The organism is Cupriavidus sp. 05N40 (genome assembly GCF_056397305.1).
On record NZ_JBFTND010000159.1, the window covers coordinates 1 to 17,624 of the forward strand.

The 17,624-nt window shown below is 65.9% G+C and carries 19 protein-coding genes and 2 tRNA genes; 18 read left to right on the forward strand and 3 right to left on the reverse strand.

Features of this window, described 5'->3' with window-relative positions:
• The 3 genes from AC1DO7_RS29115 to AC1DO7_RS29125 all read left to right on the forward strand — a co-directional run.
• On the forward strand, positions 1-331 hold a 331-nt coding region (locus AC1DO7_RS29115), incomplete at its 5' end, for a DUF2968 domain-containing protein (RefSeq protein ID WP_477116863.1).
• A gap of 410 nt (positions 332-741) precedes the next feature.
• Positions 742-1,389, forward strand: a complete 648-nt coding sequence (locus AC1DO7_RS29120) for a hypothetical protein (RefSeq protein WP_441616442.1) — start codon at positions 742-744, stop codon at positions 1,387-1,389.
• 61 nt (positions 1,390-1,450) lie between these two features.
• Complete coding sequence (locus AC1DO7_RS29125) at positions 1,451-1,849, forward strand: acyl-CoA thioesterase (protein WP_441616440.1); 399 nt, start codon at positions 1,451-1,453, stop codon at positions 1,847-1,849.
• 26 nt (positions 1,850-1,875) lie between these two features.
• Here AC1DO7_RS29125 and AC1DO7_RS29130 read toward each other — a convergent pair whose 3' ends face one another.
• On the reverse strand, positions 1,876-2,421 hold the full coding sequence (locus AC1DO7_RS29130; RefSeq protein WP_441616438.1) for a PAS domain-containing protein: 546 nt from the start codon (positions 2,419-2,421) through the stop codon (positions 1,876-1,878).
• A gap of 176 nt (positions 2,422-2,597) precedes the next feature.
• Here AC1DO7_RS29130 and AC1DO7_RS29135 point away from each other — a divergent pair, with 176 nt between their 5' ends.
• Both AC1DO7_RS29135 and AC1DO7_RS29140 read left to right on the forward strand, forming a co-directional pair.
• Positions 2,598-3,299, forward strand: a complete 702-nt coding sequence (locus AC1DO7_RS29135; RefSeq protein ID WP_441616437.1) for a CoA transferase subunit A — start codon at positions 2,598-2,600, stop codon at positions 3,297-3,299.
• 11 nt (positions 3,300-3,310) lie between these two features.
• Positions 3,311-3,949, forward strand: a complete 639-nt coding sequence (locus AC1DO7_RS29140) for a CoA transferase subunit B (RefSeq protein WP_477116864.1) — start codon at positions 3,311-3,313, stop codon at positions 3,947-3,949.
• Positions 3,950-4,084: 135 nt separating this feature from the next.
• Here the strand turns inward: AC1DO7_RS29140 and AC1DO7_RS29145 are convergent, their stop codons facing one another.
• Together AC1DO7_RS29145 and AC1DO7_RS29150 are read right to left on the reverse strand one after the other, a co-directional pair.
• On the reverse strand, positions 4,085-4,552 hold the full coding sequence (locus AC1DO7_RS29145; RefSeq protein ID WP_441616433.1) for a DUF411 domain-containing protein: 468 nt from the start codon (positions 4,550-4,552) through the stop codon (positions 4,085-4,087).
• A 15-nt stretch (positions 4,553-4,567) separates the two neighbouring features.
• Positions 4,568-5,356: a 3-hydroxybutyrate dehydrogenase gene (locus AC1DO7_RS29150; RefSeq protein WP_441616431.1), complete on the reverse strand. Its 789-nt coding sequence runs from the start codon at positions 5,354-5,356 to the stop codon at positions 4,568-4,570.
• Between the two features lie 201 nt (positions 5,357-5,557).
• On the opposite strand from AC1DO7_RS29150, the gene AC1DO7_RS29155 reads away from it, so the two are divergent.
• The 13 genes from AC1DO7_RS29155 to AC1DO7_RS29215 all read left to right on the forward strand — a co-directional run.
• On the forward strand, positions 5,558-6,442 hold the full coding sequence (locus AC1DO7_RS29155; RefSeq protein WP_441616429.1) for an alpha/beta fold hydrolase: 885 nt from the start codon (positions 5,558-5,560) through the stop codon (positions 6,440-6,442).
• Positions 6,443-6,505: 63 nt separating this feature from the next.
• Positions 6,506-6,868, forward strand: a complete 363-nt coding sequence (locus tag AC1DO7_RS29160; protein WP_441616427.1) for a RidA family protein — start codon at positions 6,506-6,508, stop codon at positions 6,866-6,868.
• Between the two features lie 16 nt (positions 6,869-6,884).
• A complete protein-coding gene (locus AC1DO7_RS29165) occupies positions 6,885-9,107 on the forward strand; it encodes a RelA/SpoT family protein (RefSeq protein WP_477116865.1) in 2,223 nt (740 codons plus the stop codon).
• A 21-nt stretch (positions 9,108-9,128) separates the two neighbouring features.
• Positions 9,129-9,205 (forward strand) — tRNA-Val (locus AC1DO7_RS29170).
• Between the two features lie 97 nt (positions 9,206-9,302).
• Positions 9,303-9,379: transfer RNA gene (locus AC1DO7_RS29175), tRNA-Val, on the forward strand.
• A gap of 385 nt (positions 9,380-9,764) precedes the next feature.
• A complete protein-coding gene (thrS, locus tag AC1DO7_RS29180; protein ID WP_477116866.1) occupies positions 9,765-11,672 on the forward strand; it encodes a threonine--tRNA ligase in 1,908 nt (635 codons plus the stop codon).
• A gap of 45 nt (positions 11,673-11,717) precedes the next feature.
• The gene (gene infC, locus AC1DO7_RS29185; RefSeq protein WP_081651578.1) at positions 11,718-12,239 is read left to right on the forward strand and encodes a translation initiation factor IF-3; all 522 of its coding nucleotides are present in this window, start codon (positions 11,718-11,720) and stop codon (positions 12,237-12,239) included.
• Between the two features lie 169 nt (positions 12,240-12,408).
• Positions 12,409-12,606 (forward strand): 50S ribosomal protein L35, encoded by a 198-nt coding sequence (rpmI, locus tag AC1DO7_RS29190; RefSeq protein ID WP_006575466.1) that lies wholly within the window; start codon positions 12,409-12,411, stop codon positions 12,604-12,606.
• Positions 12,607-12,634: 28 nt separating this feature from the next.
• Positions 12,635-12,991, forward strand: a complete 357-nt coding sequence (gene rplT, locus AC1DO7_RS29195; protein WP_092595867.1) for a 50S ribosomal protein L20 — start codon at positions 12,635-12,637, stop codon at positions 12,989-12,991.
• A gap of 320 nt (positions 12,992-13,311) precedes the next feature.
• Positions 13,312-14,355, forward strand: a complete 1,044-nt coding sequence (gene pheS, locus AC1DO7_RS29200) for a phenylalanine--tRNA ligase subunit alpha (protein ID WP_477116867.1) — start codon at positions 13,312-13,314, stop codon at positions 14,353-14,355.
• A 70-nt stretch (positions 14,356-14,425) separates the two neighbouring features.
• Positions 14,426-16,873, forward strand: a complete 2,448-nt coding sequence (pheT, locus tag AC1DO7_RS29205) for a phenylalanine--tRNA ligase subunit beta (protein WP_441616418.1) — start codon at positions 14,426-14,428, stop codon at positions 16,871-16,873.
• A 68-nt stretch (positions 16,874-16,941) separates the two neighbouring features.
• Positions 16,942-17,355, forward strand: coding sequence for an integration host factor subunit alpha (locus tag AC1DO7_RS29210; protein ID WP_441616416.1), 414 nt, complete (start codon positions 16,942-16,944; stop codon positions 17,353-17,355).
• Between the two features lie 136 nt (positions 17,356-17,491).
• On the forward strand, positions 17,492-17,624 hold a 133-nt coding region (locus tag AC1DO7_RS29215; RefSeq protein ID WP_477116868.1), incomplete at its 3' end, for a MerR family DNA-binding transcriptional regulator.

A 17,624-nucleotide genomic window follows, 5' to 3' on the forward strand; every position in this document is an offset into this window, starting at 1 on the left:
GACCAGGCAGAGCGCGGCCTGGGCCAGCGATGATATCCGGCGCCAGGTGCTGGCATCGCAGAAGCGTGCCTATGACCGTGCCTTGCAGGACACCGAGGCGCGTGCCAACGCCCTCAATGAAGACCTGCGGGTGATGCAGGCCCAGCGCCAGCGCATTGCCGAAGAGCAGCAGGCCAACCGTGCCGAAGTGCAGAGCGCCGAAGTCGAGAGCCGTGCTTCGCGCGTCCGTCTGGATCAGTTGCAGCAGCAGATCCGCCGCATGGAGTCTTCGCTGGTGGATTCTGGCCTGGCCTCGCCGCCGGCGCACGGCAGCCGCCAGCCGCGCCACTGAGCGGCCGGGCCGCCCGCCACCTGTGGCGCGGGCTGCCGGCAGTTCGTCCCGATCCGCCGGACTTGCCGCCGGTGGCGCCGCGGGTGGAGCCCATCCCGCCTCCCCTGCGGCTGATGCCGAAGCCGTCCTCCGCTGGCGGCGTTTTCCGAATTTTCCCCAGCCAGAATGCGTTTCGTCCGAATCGCATGCCGTCGTCGCGGGCCTAAGATCCTGCGCTGACAGTTTCTTCCGGACGGGCCGGCGAGACTGTGTCGCCATCGCGCTCCAGGGGGTACGCCGTGTCCCGTTCCAGCTCTCTCGCCAGATCTGTCACCAGTCCAGCTGCCAACCGAGCTTCCAGCCCGGCTTCCGGCGCCTCGCCGTTGCCGGCAAGCCATGACGTGCCGCCGCCGTGGGGTACGAATTTCGCGGTGCGCGAGTCGCTTGAGGCCATGCGCACCGCCGCCGTCAGGCGGCATCTGGCGGAAGCCGGACCGCGCCAGGCACGCGTGCTGCGCCTGGCGCGGCAGCGCAGCCTGGTGGCCGGCACCCTGGGCGGGGGCATGCTGGTGCTGGTGGCCTGGCTTGCCAGCGTGGCGTTGCGCGACGAAGCCTCGCCGGCCGTCCTGACGAAGCAGGCGCCGGCTGTGGCTGCCCCGGAGACGCCGGCTGTGGTTGCCCCGCAATCGCCGGTGCCGGTGCCCGTGGCGCAGGGCGAGCCGGAAGCTGTCCCGTCCTTCGTCCCCGAGGCCGTCGCGGCCGTTGCGGCCGTGTCGCCGCTGGTTTCGGCATTTGCCGCCGCCGCCCGGCCTCCCGTCCCACTCGGTGCCGCCGCCCCCGCCGCGAATGCGCCGCAGGTCGAGCCCCGGTTGCCGATGCGGCCGCGGCCGGTGCCGGCGCGAGCCGTGGCCAGCCGCAACGATTTCGGGCACTACGGCGTTGCCGTCGATCCGGCCGGCGACGACGAGGCGCCGGAGTCCGGCGCCTTCGAGGGCTGGCCACGTCCCAGCGCGTCTGCCTACCTGCCGCCCGATACGCCATTCGAATTGCCCGCGCACACCCGCCTGAGCGGCGGCTGAGGCCTGGAATCATCGCTTTGGCCGATGGAAGCAACGCGCCACGGGTGGTAGGCTAGCGGCCATGAAACCCGTATTCACTCTGCGCATGCCCATCCGGTGGGGCGACATGGACGCCATGGGCCATGTCAACAACACGGTCTACTTCCGCTACCTGGAACAGGCGCGCATCGCCTGGTTCGAGTCGCTCGGGCATGGCGGCAAGGATGCCGCCGGCCACGGCCCGGTCATCATCAATGCGCACATGACCTTTATCCGGCAGCTGCGCTATCCCGGCGACATCGAGTGCCGCATGTCCGCCGGCGAACTGGGCCGCACCAGCTTCGAGACCCGCATGGAGATCCGCCGCACGGACCAGCCTGACGTGGTCTACGCCGAGGGCGGCGCCAAGGTGGTGTGGTGCGACTACGAGGCGGAAAAATCGGTTCCGGTACCGGCGGCGATCCGGGCGCTGATGGCGTAGGGCCGGGCGGGGCGCTACCGCGCCGCTCAGTGGTTGACCAGGCGCTGCACCAGGTCCACCGCGGTGTGGGCCCCGTATTTCTTCATCAGGCGCGCACGGTAGATGTCCACGGTGCGCGGGCTGATCGACAGCAGCTTGCCGATCTGCTTGCTGGTCTTGCCGTCCACCAGCTGCGCGGCAATATCGCGCTCGCGCGCCGTCAGTTCGGCGGTGACGGGACGCTTCTGCGAGAGATCCTCGAAGGTCCAGATGCCCGCGCCAAGCGGAGTCTGTCGGTCCAGCGAGCGGCCGGTGACGTGGCACCAGAACAGTTCGCCTCCGGCGCGCTTCATGATGCGCTCGTCCGAGTAGGCTCCCTTTGCGTTCATGATCGGCACGATCCGTGCGCCGGTGCGCTCGAATTCGTCGGCGGTGGGGTAGAGTACCTGGAACGATTCCCCGAGCAGTGCCTGCCGCGTGGTGCCGAAGATGCGGCACAGCTCGTCGTTGCAGTCCTCTATCACGCGCTCGCGCGACAGCACGAGTCCGACGGGGGCGAGCTGGAAGGCGGTCTGGTAGTCGATGGCGGACATTGGCTTATGTAGTTTTACGTATTGGCGCGGGATGCCGCCCATGCGTATGCTGTCGGACGTTGGGCAGCGGGCGATCTCCGCCCGATTGTACCGTTACAATTTCCCTGCGTGGCTCGCCGGCGGCACTCCGGAAGGCGGGCGCAGCGACAGGAAAATCACCGAGGAAGGAGATAAAGATGAACAAGGTCTACGCCAGCGCCGCAGAGGCGCTCGCGGGCGTCGTCCGCGACGGCCAGACGATCGCSGTSGGCGGYTTCGGYCTGTGCGGCATCCCCGAGGCTCTGATCGAGGCGCTGCGCGACAGCGGCGCCAAGCAGCTAACCTGCATCTCGAACAACGCCGGCGTGGATGGCTTCGGCCTGGGCATGCTGCTCGCCACGCGCCAGATCAGGAAGATGATCTCGTCCTACGTGGGCGAGAACAAGGAGTTCGAGCGCCAGTACCTGGCCGGTGAACTGGAGCTGGAATTCACGCCGCAGGGCACGCTTGCCGAGAAGCTGCGCGCCGGCGGCTCGGGCATCCCGGCTTTCTTTACCAAGACCGGCGTCGGCACCATCGTCGCGGAAGGCAAGGAAATCCGCGAGTTCGACGGGCAGCAATACGTGATGGAGCGCGCCCTGACTGCCGACGTGGCGCTGGTCAAGGCCTACAAGGCGGACCGCGCAGGCAACCTGGTATTCCGCCGCACGGCGCGCAACTTCAACCCGATGTGCGCGATGGCGGGCAAGGTCACCCTGGTCGAGGTCGAGCACCTGGTCGAGACCGGCACGCTGGACCCGGACGAGGTCCATACGCCGGGCATTTTCGTGCAGCGCATCGTGGTGAACGCCACCCCCGAGAAACGCATCGAGCAGCGCACCGTGCGTGCCGCCAGCTGAGGAGAGACATCATGGCATGGACACGTGACGAAATGGCGGCGCGCGCCGCGACCGAACTGCAGGACGGCTTCTACGTCAACCTGGGTATCGGCCTGCCGACCCTGGTGGCAAACCACGTCCCGGCAGGGATGGAGGTGTGGCTGCAATCCGAGAACGGCCTGCTTGGCATCGGCCCGTTCCCGACCGAGGCGGAAGTCGACGCCGACATGATCAACGCCGGCAAGCAGACCGYGACCACGCTGCCGGGCTCGTCGATCTTCTCCTCGGCGGACTCGTTCGCGATGATCCGCGGCGGTCATATCAACCTGGCCATCCTGGGTGCGATGCAGGTCAGCGAGCGCGGCGACCTGGCCAACTGGATGATCCCGGGCAAGATGGTCAAGGGCATGGGTGGCGCGATGGACCTCGTTGCCGGCGTCGGCCGTGTGGTGGTGCTGATGGAGCACACCGCCAAGAAGAAGGACGGCAGCGAAGACATCAAGATCCTGAAGTCCTGCAACCTGCCGCTGACGGGCGTGGGCGTGATCAACCGCATCATCACCGACCTCGGCGTGATCGACATCACCGATGCAGGTCTCAAGCTGGTGGAAACGGCGCCTGGCGTAAGCCGCGAAGAGATCCAGAGCAAGACCGGCGCGACGCTGCTCTGATCTGCCGATGGCAGCAATGCCATGTGTAGTCTCCCCGTTCCCGCTTGCGGGAGCGGGGAGCATACCAGCGCGGAGATGGCGCTCGCACGGGCCTCGCCCGCACCCCGGAATGGCCGCGACGCGGCCATTCTTGCCTTATGCGCTGCGCCGGTTGTAGCTGGCGAAGACCGAGGCTGCGCCATCCCTGCGGATCAGCAGGACGTCGAACGGGTCCTTGCGCGGGCCTTGTTCCATGCCCGGCGAGCCGACCGGCATGCCCGGCACCGCGAGGCCCGCGGCATCAGGCTTGGCGGCCAGCAGCCGCTTGATGTCGGCCGCGGGCACATGCCCCTCGATGCCGTAGCCGGCGATGCGCCCGGTGTGGCAGGATCCGAAGCGCGCGGGAATGCCGGCCCGCGCGCGATGCGGTTCCGTATCGTCCACATTGCGCACCGTGACGGCGAAGCCATTCGCCCGCAAGTGCTCGACCCAGCCTTCGCAGCAGCCGCAATCCGGGTTCTTGAAGACTTCGATGGCCAGCACCGGCGCGGCCTGGGCGCCGCGCAGCGCAAGCGCGGCGGTGGCGCCCGTCGCCAGGGCCCCGATGAAGCGGCGTCTTTGYATGGCGGCTCCCTGCGCTTACTGCGCCACCCAGCCGCCGTCCATGTTCCAGGCCACGCCGCGCACCTGGCGCGCGGCATCGCTGGAGAGGAACACCGCCAGCGCGCCGAGCTCCTCCGGCGTGACGAACTGGCCGGACGGCTGCTTCTCGATGACCAGGTCCTGCTTGGCCTGTTCCACCGGGATGCCGTCCTTCTGCGCGCGCGCTTCCACCTGTTTTTGCACCAGCGGGGTCAGCACCCAGCCCGGGCAGATCGCATTGGCGGTAACGCCGGTCTGCGCGGTCTCCAGCGCGGTCACCTTGGTGAAGCCGACGATGCCGTGCTTGGCGGCCACGTAGGCCGACTTCTGCGCCGACGCCACCAGGCCGTGGACGGAGGCGATATTGATGATGCGGCCCCAGTCCTTGCGCTTCATGCCGGGCAGCGCCAGGCGCGTGGTGTGGAAGGCGGAGGTCAGGTTGATGGCGATGATGGCATCCCAGCGCTCGGGCGGGAAATCCTCGATATTGGCGACGTGCTGGATGCCGGCGTTGTTGACGAGGATGTCGGCACCGCCGAATTCCGCCTCGGCGTAGCGCATCATGTCCTCGATCTCGGCGGACTTGCTCATGTCGGCGCCGTGGTAGCCCACGCGGATGCCCGCGCCGGCTTGCGCGCCGGCTTGCGCGATTTCGCGCTTGGCGGCCTCGGCGTCGCCGAAGCCGTTGACGATGATATTGGCGCCTTGGGCGGCGAGCGCCTGCGCGATGCCCAGACCGATACCGCTGGTCGAGCCAGTGACCAGTGCCGTCTTGCCTTCAAGCATGGATGTCTCCGTCGGAAAATGTAATGGACGCGGGAGTGTGGTTGTCCGAAGATCGCGGCTGCGCGCGCTGGCAGCGCATGCGTGGCGGCGCCAGCCCGATGCTGTGGCATTGTAACTGCTGCAGCGTACAATCCAGCTTTGCCCAATCGCGCGCCGCCTGCCGGCGGCGCTGCTTCGATAACGTCTTGCCAGGGAGTTCAGATGTCAGCCAGTCCGCGCCTCGGCTTCGTCCAGTGCATCAGCCCGGCGGGGCTCCACCGCATGGCGTATCACGAGTGGGGCGACCCCGCCAATCCCCGTGTCCTGATGTGCGTGCATGGCCTGACGCGCACCGGCCGCGATTTCGATACCGTGGCGGCCGCGCTGTGCGGTGAGTACCGCGTGGTCTGCCCCGACGTGGTCGGGCGCGGCCGCTCGGACTGGCTGGCCGATCCGCGCCGCTATGTCGTGCCGCAGTACGCGTCGGACATGATCACGCTGATCGCGCGGCTCAACGTCGAGCAGGTCGACTGGTTCGGCACCTCGATGGGCGGGCTGATCGGCATGGGCCTGGCCGGCCTGCCCAAGTCGCCGGTGCGCAAGCTGCTGCTCAACGACGTGGGCCCGCGCCTGGCGGCCTCGGCGGTGGAGCGGATCGGCGCCTACCTGGGCCTGCCGGTGCGCTTCAAGACCTTCGAGGAAGGCCTGGCCTACCTGCAGACCATCAGCGCCTCGTTCGGCCGGCATACGCCCGAGCAGTGGCGCGAGCTCAACGGCGCCATCCTCAAGCCGGTGCAGGGCGCCGAAGGCCTGGAATGGGGCTTGCATTACGATCCGGCGATGGCGCTGCCGTTCCGCGAGACCACGCCCGAGCAGGTGGCGGCGGGCGAGGCGGCGCTGTGGCATATGTTCGAGGCCATCCAGGCGCCGACGCTGGTGGTGCGCGGCGCCCAGTCCGACCTGCTCACGCGCGAGACCGTGGCCGAGATGGTGGCGCGCGGGCGCAATGTCAGTGCCGTGGAGGTGCAGGATGTGGGCCATGCGCCGACCTTCATCGATCCGGCGCAGGTGGCCATCGCCAAGCAGTTTTTCCTGGGCGCGGCCTGAGGCCGGCCGGGGCCGGCCGCCTTTCAAGCGAATGAACCAAGCATCAGAGACCAGAGTATTGCCATGAGTACCGATGAACTGAAGCGCGCCCACGTGGGCAAGCGCCTGTCCGAATACGCGATCTACAACGGCGTGGTCTACCTTGCCGGCCAGGTGCCGGAAGTCGATCCCGCCGCCGACCTGCGTGGCCAGACCCGCGAGGTGCTGGGCCATATCGAGCGGCTGCTCAACGAAGCCGGCAGCGACAAGAGCCGGATCCTCTCATGCCAGATCTTCCTTACCAATGTGGACAACATCGGCGAGATGAACGAGGTGTGGGACGAGTGGGTGGTGCAGGGCCACACGCCGCCGCGCGCTACGGTGGAAGCGCGCCTGGCCAATCCGCAGTACCTGATCGAAGTGGTCGTGACCGCCGCGCTCAAGTGAGGGCTGGTGCTGCAAGATGGTGACGTCGACTGACCTGACCGGGCAGGTTGCCGGTACGCCCGATGCCGGACTGGTGGAGCGGGCGCTGGCCTATGTGCGCGAGCGCGGCAGCGCCGCGCTGCTGCCGACCGGGGAGCCCGTGCTGACGCATGCCGAGGGCATGCTGAAGGTGCTCGACGGCCTGCGCGTCGACGATGCCGCGCGCGCCGCCGCGTGCCTGTTTGCGGTGGCGGCCTTCGTGCCTGGCTGCGAGGCGGAAATCGAGCCACGCTTCGGCGAGGAAGTCGCGCGGCTGGTCAAGGGCGTGCGCCAGCTGCTGCGCATCGGCGCCATCGCGGTGGGCCACAGCGGGGCGCCGGAAACGACCAAGGACGAGATCGCCGCGCGCCAGGAACAGGTGGAAGCGCTGCGCAAGATGCTGCTTGCCTTCGCGCAGGATATCCGCGTGGTGCTGGTGCGGCTGGCCTCGCGCCTGCAGACGCTGCGCTGGCTGGCGCAGGTCAAGGCGCAGCCGCTGCCCGGGGTGGCGCGCGAAACGCTGGACATCTACGCGCCGCTGGCCAACCGGCTCGGTATCTGGCAGATGAAGTGGGAGCTGGAGGACCTGGCATTCCGCTTCGAGCAGCCCGATACCYACAAGCGCATCGCCAGGCTGCTCGACGAGAAGCGCATCGAGCGCGAGGGCTATATCGCCAGCGCCATCGCGCGGCTGCAATCCGAGCTCGAGACGGCCGGCATCCGCGCCGAGGTGACGGGCCGGCCTAAGCATATCTACAGCATCTGGAAGAAGATGCGCGGCAAGGAACTCGACTTTGCCGACCTCTACGACGTGCGCGCCTTCCGCGTGATCGTGGACGACATCAAGGATTGCTACACCGTGCTGGGCATCGTGCACCATATCTGGCAGCCGATCCCGCGCGAGTTCGATGACTATATCTCCCGGCCCAAGTCCAACGGCTACAAGTCGCTGCACACRGTGGTGATCGGCGACGACGGGCGCGCCTTCGAGGTGCAGATCCGCACCCAGGAGATGCATCATTTCGCCGAGTACGGCGTGGCGGCGCACTGGCGCTACAAGGAGGCCGGTTCCAAGGGCTATAGCGGCCAGTTCTCGGCCAGCGAGCGCTACGACGAGAAGATCGCCTGGCTGCGCCAGCTGCTGGCCTGGAAAGACGACGCCGACCACTCGGTGGCGCACGATGAATCGTGGGAGCAGCTCAAGCACGCCGCCATCGACGACCACATCTACGTGCTGACGCCGCAGGCGCGCGTGGTCGCGCTGCCGCAGGGCGCCACGCCGGTGGACTTTGCCTACTACCTGCATACCGACCTGGGCCACCGCTGCCGCGGCGCGCGCGCGGACGGCACCATGGTGCCGCTCAATACGCCGCTCAAGAACGGGCAGACGGTGGAGATCATCGCCGTCAAGCAGGGCGGGCCGTCGCGCGACTGGCTCAACGCCGAGCTCGGCTATCTTGCCGCGCCGCGCGCGCGGGCCAAGGTGCGGGCCTGGTTCAACGCGCTCGACTCGCAGGAGACCATTTCGCAGGGGCGGGCGCTGATCGACAAGTCGCTGCAGCGCGAAGGCAAGACCGCGGTCAACCTCGACGACCTGGCCACGCGGCTTGGCTTCAAGACGCCGGACGACCTGTTCGCTGCCGTCGCCAAGGAAGAATTCAGCCTGCGCCATGTGGAGCAGGCCCTGCGCCATCCGGAAGGCGCGGGGCCCGTCACCGCGCTGAGCGAGGAAGAGGCCGTCACCAAGAAGAGCCGCGCCACCAGCGTGGCGCGTGGCGCCAAGAGCGGCGTGCTGGTGGTGGGCGTGGACTCGCTGATGACGCAGATGTCCAGGTGCTGCAAGCCGGCGCCGCCGGACGATATCGTCGGCTTCGTCACGCGCGGGCGCGGCGTCTCCATTCACCGCCGCAACTGCCACACGTTCTGCCAGCTTTCGGCGCGCGCGCCGGAGCGCGTGATCCAGACCGAGTGGGGCAAGAAGAGCGATGCGGTGTATCCGGTGGACATCCACGTGGAGGCAGTCGACCGGCAAGGCCTGCTGCGCGATATCTCCGAAGTGCTGTCGCGCGAGAAGATCAATGTTACCGGCGTGAAGACGCTGTCGAGCAAGGGCGTGGCGCGCATGCAGTTCACGGCCGAGGTGTCGGAGGCGACGCAGTTGCAGCGCGCACTCGGATTGATAGAAGACGTGGCAGGGGTCTTGCAGGCGAAAAGAAAGTGATGCTATACTCGCGCTTTCGCTAGGCTCGTAGCTCAGCTGGTTAGAGCACCACCTTGACATGGTGGGGGTCGTTGGTTCGAGTCCAATCGAGCCTACCAATGAATTCGCAGTGGTAAGCAATTCTGGTAGTGCACTAGCGTGCAGCAGAAAAAGAAGTAATGAAGTAATGAAGTAAGGCGGCAGTAGTGTGGCAGTAGGCTCGTAGCTCAGCTGGTTAGAGCACCACCTTGACATGGTGGGGGTCGTTGGTTCGAGTCCAATCGAGCCTACCAAAAGCATTGCAGCAAGAAGTAGCTTGGCAGTAAGCAGCAGCAAACGCAGTATCGCAGTACCCGGTTCAACCCGTTCACAGGAATGGAAGGCGCCATGATGAAGACATCGCGAACTACTACCGCTAATTAGCGACAGTAGTCGAGGTGCGCCTTGATCCCGGATCGTCCGGGGTTGAATTGAGAATAACGCAGCCTTGGCTGCGTTTTTTTTCGTCTGTCGCTCGTTAGCTGCCTGATATGCTGCCCGGTCCCCGGTGGATCCGACCGGGTGAAAGTCCCCGCTGCCTGGCCCGTGCCGATGCATGGTCGCCCGGTGCTACAAGATGCTTTTCATCCGCTTGCCGAGACAACGAGACCGGCGGGCGGATTCCTGATGAGGTGCAAGATGATCGCAATCACGCTGCCGGATGGTTCCCGCCGCGAGTTTCCCGGCCCGGTGACGGTCGCAGAAGTGGCGCAGAGCATTGGCGCCGGCCTGGCCAAGGCGGCCCTGGCCGGCAAGGTGGACGGCCGCATGGTCGACACGAGCTACCTGATCGAGCAGGACGCCGGCCTGGCCATCGTGACTGACAAGGACGCCGACGGCGTCGACGTGATCCGCCATTCGACGGCGCACTTGCTGGCCTACGCCGTCAAGGAGTTGTATCCGGAAGCGCAGGTGACGATCGGTCCGGTGATCGAGAACGGCTTCTACTACGACTTCGCCTACAAGCGCCCCTTCACGCCCGAGGACCTCGTTGCCATCGAGAAGAAGATGGCCGAGCTCGCCAAGAAGGACGAGAAGGTGACGCGCGAGGTCTGGAGTCGCGACGAGGCGGTGAAGCTGTTCGAGTCGATGGGCGAGAAGTACAAGGCCGAGATCATTGCCTCGATTCCGCAGGACCAGGAAATCGGCCTGTACCGCGAAGGCGAGTTCGTCGACCTGTGCCGCGGSCCGCACGTGCCWTCCAYGGGCAAGCTSAAGGTCTTCAAGCTGATGAAGGTGGCYGGCGCCTACTGGCGCGGCGAYGCCAASAACGAGATGCTSCAGCGTATCTACGGCACGGCCTGGGCCAAGAAGGAAGACCAGGAAGCCTACCTGCACATGCTGGAGGAAGCCGAGAAGCGCGACCACCGCAAGCTGGGCAAGCTGCTCGACCTATTCCACCTGCAGGAAGAGGCGCCTGGCATGGTGTTCTGGCACCCGAAGGGCTGGCAGGTGTGGCAGGCGGTGGAGCAATACATGCGCGGCCGCCTGACGCAGGCCGGTTATGAGGAAGTGCGCACGCCGCAGGTGATGGACCGTTCGCTGTGGGAGAAGTCGGGCCACTGGCAGAACTACAAGGAGAACATGTTCGTCACGGAGTCGGAGAAGCGCGACTACGCGATCAAGCCGATGAACTGTCCCGGCCACGTGCAGATCTTCAACCACGGCCTGCGCTCCTACCGCGACCTGCCGCTGCGCCTGGCCGAGTTCGGCGCCTGCCACCGCAACGAGCCCTCGGGCGCGCTGCACGGCCTGATGCGCGTGCGCGGTTTCGTGCAGGATGATGCGCATATCTTCTGCACCGAAGAGCAGATCGTCGCCGAGGCCAAGGCTTTCAACGAGCTGGCCTTCTCCGTCTACGACGACTTCGGCTTCAAGGACGTGGCGGTCAAGTTGTCGCTGCGCCCCGAGCAGCGCGCCGGTTCGGACGAGRTSTGGGATCACGCCGAGGAAGGCCTGCGSCTGGCGYTGCGYGCCTGCGGCGTGGAGTGGGAAGAACTGCCGGGCGAGGGTGCCTTCTACGGCCCGAAGGTCGAATACCACATCAAGGATGCCATCGGCCGCTCGTGGCAGTGCGGTACGCTGCAGCTCGACCTGGTGCTGCCGGAGCGCCTGGGTGCGGAATACGTCTCCGAGGACAATTCGCGCAAGCGTCCCGTGATGCTGCACCGGGCCATCCTGGGCTCCTTCGAGCGCTTCCTGGGCATCCTGCTGGAAAACCATGCGGGCGCGCTGCCAGCCTGGCTGGCGCCGGATCAGGTCGTAGTGCTGAATATTGCCGACTCACAGGCAGAATATGCCGAAAACGTCGTGCAACTTCTGCAAAAACAAGGATTTAGGGCTAAGGCGGATTTGCGTAACGAGAAAATTACGTATAAAATCCGCGAGCATTCCCTTCAGAAGATTCCCTACCTGCTAGTGGTGGGCGACAAGGAGCGGGATGCCAATCAAGTGGCCGTGCGTGCCCGTGGCAATGCGGATCTGGGTGTGATGCCTGTTTCCGCGTTTGTGGAGCGTCTGCAACAGGACGTTGCCAGCAAAGCCTGATGGGATGAGCACGGCTTGTTTTTTGTCTTCTTGAGGTAACGCAACATCGCTACAGACAAAGGTCATCGCATCAATCGCGAAATCAGCGCACCCGAATTGCGCCTGGTCGGGGTTGATAATGAGCAACTCGGCATCGTCAAGTTCATGGACGCGCTTCGCCTGGCTGAGGATAAGGACTTGGACTTGGTGGAGATCGCGCCGACCGCGGTGCCTCCGGTTGCCCGTATCATGGACTACGGCAAGTTCAAGTACGAGGAAGCCAAGCGCGCGCACGACGCCAAGTTGAAGCAGAAGATCATCCAGGTCAAGGAAGTCAAGTTCCGGCCGGGTACGGATGATGGCGACTACAACGTCAAGCTGCGCAACCTTAAGCGCTTCCTTGAAGACGGCGACAAGACCAAGATCACGCTGCGTTTCCGCGGCCGTGAGATGGCGCACCAGGAAATCGGCGCGCGTGTGCTCGAACGCCTGAAGGCGGATCTGGAAGAAGTCGGCCAGGTCGAGCAGATGCCGAAGATGGAAGGGCGCCAGATGGTGATGGTGCTGGCTCCCAAGAAGAAGAAGTAAGATTCTGCGCGTTGCCGCGGCCCGGTGGAGAATTCCGCCGGGCGTGGCGGCGTGCGAATGCAGCGCAGATGGCCGCTCGCGGCCTCGCGCAACAATAAGTGGATGCGGGTTATGCAAGCGTCGGCGCTAGCCGGCCACCTGCATGCATGTCAAAGAGCTGGAGTTTTTCATGCCGAAGATGAAGACCAAGAAAAGCGCTTCCAAGCGCTTTACTGCGCGTCCGAATGGTTCGTTCAAGCGTGGCCAGGCCTTCAAGCGTCACATTCTGACCAAGAAGACCACCAAGAATAAGCGTCAACTGCGCGGCACCCAGGACGTCCATGAGACGAACCTGAAGTCCGTTCGCGCAATGATGCCTTACGCATAACCCCTAACGAAAACGAAAGGAGCATTTCATGCCTCGAGTAAAGCGTGGGGTCACTGCACGGGCCCGCCACAAGAAAGTCATTGACGCTGCCAAGGGTTACCGCGGCCGTCGCAATAACGTCTACCGTATCGCCAAGCAGGCGGTCATGCGTGCTGGCCAGTACGCGTACCGCGATCGCCGCAACAAGAAGCGCGTGTTCCGCGCTCTGTGGATTGCGCGTATCAATGCTGCTACGCGCGAGCATGGCATGACCTACAGCGTGTTCATGAACGGTCTGAAGAAGGCCTCGATTGAACTGGACCGCAAGGTGCTGTCGGACATGGCTATCCATGACAAGCCTGCCTTTGCCGCCATCGTCAACCAGGTGAAAGCCTCCGTTGCCTGATGCCGGCTCCGGCCTGCCGCGCTAACCGCGTGGCAGGCCGGGGGCAAGCACCGACCGCAAGGTCGACAGCATCTCCACCGGACTCGACTTCCGGCGGACCTGCAAGAAACGGGGCTCCTCACCGAGCCCCGTTTTTATTTCGAATGCCGTTTTTGCGTGTGCTACGCCGGGCTGCGAAGCGCGGTGGGCAAGACGGCATCCGAAACGAGCTCCGCGCCGCCCGGTGCCGCGCGGGGCCCGGCATCTACATCGCACTTAGTGCCAACCCCACGCCCGGGCCCCGCGTGACCCGGACGCCAAATCTATCGCCGACCGCCGCCATGTCTCTGGATCCGGATCAAATCGTCGCCGACGCCCAGGCCGCCTTCGCCGCCGCCAACGACAACGCCACGCTGGAAAACGAGAAAGCCCGCTTTCTCGGCAAGACCGGCGCGCTTACCGAGTTGCTCAAGAGCCTCGGCAAGCTCGACCCGGAAACGCGCAAGAGCGAAGGCGCGCGCATCAACCAGGCCAAGCAGCGGGTCGAAGCCGCGCTGAACGCGCGCCGCCAGGCGCTGGCCGATGCACTGATGAACGCGCGGCTGGCCGCCGAGGCCATCGACGTGACGCTGCCCGGCCGCGCGGTGGCGCGCGGCAGCCTGCACCCGGTGATGCGTACCTGGGAACGCGTCGAGCAGATCTTCGGCTCGGTCGGCTTTGACGTGGCCGACGGCCCCGAGATCGAGACCGACTGGATGAACTTCACCGCGTTGAACAATCCGGACAACCATCCGGCCCGTTCGATGCAGGACACCTTCTACGTGGACGGCCGCGACAGCGAGGACAAGCTCCTGCTGTTGCGCACCCACACCAGCCCGATGCAGGTCCGCTATGCGCGCATGCACGTGGAGAAGTACAAGGGCCGCGACATGCCGCCGATCAAGGTGATCTGCCCGGGGCGCACCTACCGCGTCGACAGCGACGCCACGCACTCGCCCATGTTCAACCAGGTCGAAGGCCTGTGGATCGGCGAGGACGTGAGCTTTGCCGACCTCAAGGGCGTCTACGCAGATTTCCTGCGCAAGTTCTTCGAGCGCGATGACATCCAGGTGCGCTTCCGCCCGTCGTATTTCCCGTTCACGGAGCCGTCGGCGGAAATCGACATGGCCTTCGAGGAGGGGAAAAATGCGGGCAAGTGGCTGGAGATCTCCGGCTCGGGCCAGGTGCACCCGAACGTGCTGCGCAACATGGGGCTGGACCCCGAGCGCTACATCGGCTTCGCCTTCGGCTCCGGCCTCGAACRCCTGACCATGCTCCGCTACGGCATCAACGACCTGCGCCTGTTCTTCGAAGGCGACGCGCGTTTCCTGCGCCAGTTCGCCTGAGGCCGCGCACGCGTCCGAGCATTACGTCACCGACTCAACAGAACAGAATACTTACCGGATCAGAAGCGCCATGCAATTCTCGGAATCCTGGCTTCGCAGTTTCGTCAATCCCGACAAGATCTCCACCGATGCGCTCTCGCACAGCCTGACCATGGCCGGGCTCGAAGTGGAAGAGGTCGGTCCGGTCGCGCCGCCGTTCGACAAGGTGGTGGTGGCCCGCGTGCTCTCCACCGAACGCCATCCCAACGCCGACCGCCTCAATGTCTGCCAGGTCGATGCCGGCACCGGCGAGACGCTGCAGATCGTGTGCGGCGCGCCCAACGTGGCGCCCGGCATCCTGGTGCCGTGCGCGCTGGTCGGCGCGGTGCTGCCGCCGTCCGAGGCGGGCGGCAAGCCGTTCGAGATCAAGGTGGGCAAGCTGCGCGGCGTAGACAGCTTCGGCATGCTGTGCTCCGCGCGCGAGCTCAAGCTGTCGGAAGACCACGGCGGCCTGATGATCCTGCCCGAGGATGCAAAGATCGGCCAGGACATCCGCCAGTACCTGGACCTGGATGACCAGGTCTTCGTCATCAAGCTCACGCCCAACAAGGCGGACTGCCTGTCGATCCACGGCGTGGCGCGCGAAGTCGCCGCGCTCACCGGCGCGGCGCTGACGCTGCCGGAGATGAAGCCGGTCGCAGTGACGCTGGCCGACAAGCTGCCGGTCAAGGTGTCGGCGCCCGACCTGTGCGGCCGTTTCTCCGGCCGCGTGATCCGCGGCGTGAACGCACGCGCGGCCACGCCGGCATGGATGGTCCAGCGCCTCGAGCGCGCCGGCCAGCGCAGCATCTCGGCGCTGGTGGACATCTCCAACTACGTGATGCTCGAACTGGGCCGCCCGTCGCACGTGTTCGACCTGGACAAGATCCACGGCGGGCTGGACGTGCGCTGGGCCCGCAAGGGTGAACAGCTCAAGCTGCTCAACGGCAATACCGTGGAACTCGACGAGCAGGTCGGCGTGATCGCCGACGACAAGGAAATCGAGAGCCTGGCCGGCATCATGGGCGGCGACAGCACCGCGGTCACGCTCGACACCACCAACATCTACCTCGAAGCCGCCTTCTGGTGGCCGGAAGCGATCCAGGGCCGCTCGCGCCGCTTCAATTTCGCGACCGATGCCGGACACCGCTTCGAGCGCGGCGTGGACTACGCCACCACGGTCGAGCACATCGAGCGCATCAGCGCGCTCATCCTCGACATCTGCGGCGGCCAGGCCGGCCCGGTCGACGACCAGGTCGTCAACCTGCCGCAGCGCAAGCCGGTGCATCTGCGCGTGGCGCGCGCCGAGCGCGTGCTCGGCATCGAACTGTCGCCGGCGGAAATCGCCGACGTGTTCCAGCGCCTGCAGCTCTCCTTCACGCGCGAGCAGGGCGCGGATGGCGAGGTGTTCGTGGTGACGCCGCCGAGCTACCGCTTCGACATCGAGATCGAGGAAGACCTGATCGAGGAAGTGGCCCGCATCTACGGCTTCGAGCGCATCCCGGCACGTCCTCCGGTGGCCGAGAGCGAGATGCGCCCGACCGACGAGGCGCGCCGCTCCACCCACGTGGTGCGCCACGCGATCGCCGCGCGCGACTACCAGGAAGTGATCAACTTCGCCTTCGTCGAAGAGAAGTGGGAACGCGACTTCGCCAGCAACGACAATCCGATCCGCCTGCTCAACCCGATCGCCAGCCAGCTTGCGGTGATGCGCTCGACGCTGATCGGCGGCCTGCTCGACAAGGTGCGCTACAACCTCAACCGCAAGGCCGCGCGCGTGCGCATGTTCGAGGTGGGCCGCGTGTTCCATCGCGATGCATCGGTGGCGGACGGCGGACTGACCGTGGCCGGCTATCGTCAGCCGATGGTGGCAGGTGGCATCGCCTATGGCCCGGCCTCTGAAGAGCAATGGGGCGTGGCAACGCGCCCGGTGGACTTCTTCGACGTCAAGGGCGATGTCGAGGCGCTGCTGCATCCGCGCGTGGCGCGCTTCGAGCCGGTCTCGCATCCCGCGCTGCATCCGGGCCGGGCCGCGCAAGTGGTGATCGACGGCAAGGTGGCCGGCGTGATCGGCGAACTRCATCCGCGCTGGCTGCAGGAGTATGAGCTCAGCCAGGCGCCGGTGGTGTTCGAGCTGGACCTGCAGGCGCTGCGCGAAGCAGGGCTGCCGGGCTACACCGAAATCTCCAAGTTCCCGGCCGCCGTGCGCGACCTGGCGCTGGTGGTGAAGCAGCCCGTGCGCGTGCAGGACCTGCTCGACGCCATGCGCGATGCCCTGGAAAAACAAGGCTACGGCCGCTACTGCCAGAGCCTCGTGCTGTTCGACGAATTCCGCCCGAAGGCGGCTTCGGCGGCCATCGGCGCGGACGAGAAAAGCCTTGCGTTCCGCCTGACCTTGCAAGATACTGGGGCGACCCTCCAGGACGAAACCGTCGACAGCGCGGTGCGTTGCATGGTCGAAGCCGCAGGCGCCGCATTCCAGGCGCGGCTGCGCGGCTGATCCACCAGCTGACATGACAATGGAGCGCCCGGACCTCCGCATCCGGGCGGATCGCACACTGAATGACAATGAACGATCGACACGCGCATCTCATGGCCGCAGCAATGGGTGAGGCAGGCGACCGGCAGGCAGCATCTCTCGATGACGAGGCCTCCGACGCCCGCGCAGCCGAGGTACCCACGCTCACCAAGGCCGAACTCGCCGAAATGCTGTTCGACCAGGTCGGTCTCAACAAGCGCGAATCCAAGGACATGGTCGAGGCCTTCTTCGACGTGATTCGCGAAGCGCTGGAACATGGCGACAGCGTCAAGCTGTCCGGCTTCGGCAACTTCCAGTTGCGAGACAAGCCGCAACGCCCCGGGCGCAATCCCAAGACCGGCGAGATCATTCCCATCACCGCACGGCGCGTGGTGACCTTCCACGCCAGCCAGAAGCTCAAGGGCCTGGTGGAAGAGCGCGCCGGCCTGGCGGTGCCGGGCTGATCGTTTGCCAGCAGCACGGCCAGTCGCTATCCTGTCCAGCTATCTGCCGATCCGCATCGGCTCGCACGTCCGCGTGCCTGCCTGCGCGGACACCACAACCACTGCCGGCACGGCCTGAAGCCCGCCCATTCACCGTATGTCGGAAAGACCCAGCGAACGCATTTCGTTGCCGCCGATTCCCGCCAAGCGCTACTTCACCATCGGCGAAGTCAGCGAGCTTTGCGCTGTCAAGCCGCATGTGCTGCGCTATTGGGAGCAGGAGTTCACGC

Coding starts and splice junctions, on each gene's coding strand:
- AC1DO7_RS29125 (WP_441616440.1), top strand. CDS start 1,451: ATGAAACCCGTATTCACTCTGCGCATGCCCATCCGGTGGGGCGACATG.
- AC1DO7_RS29210 (WP_441616416.1), top strand. CDS start 16,942: ATGAACGATCGACACGCGCATCTCATGGCCGCAGCAATGGGTGAGGCA.
- rplT (WP_092595867.1), top strand. CDS start 12,635: ATGCCTCGAGTAAAGCGTGGGGTCACTGCACGGGCCCGCCACAAGAAA.
- AC1DO7_RS29130 (WP_441616438.1), bottom strand. CDS start 2,421: ATGTCCGCCATCGACTACCAGACCGCCTTCCAGCTCGCCCCCGTCGGA.
- rpmI (WP_006575466.1), top strand. CDS start 12,409: ATGCCGAAGATGAAGACCAAGAAAAGCGCTTCCAAGCGCTTTACTGCG.
- AC1DO7_RS29150 (WP_441616431.1), bottom strand. CDS start 5,356: ATGCTTGAAGGCAAGACGGCACTGGTCACTGGCTCGACCAGCGGTATC.
- AC1DO7_RS29160 (WP_441616427.1), top strand. CDS start 6,506: ATGAGTACCGATGAACTGAAGCGCGCCCACGTGGGCAAGCGCCTGTCC.
- AC1DO7_RS29155 (WP_441616429.1), top strand. CDS start 5,558: ATGTCAGCCAGTCCGCGCCTCGGCTTCGTCCAGTGCATCAGCCCGGCG.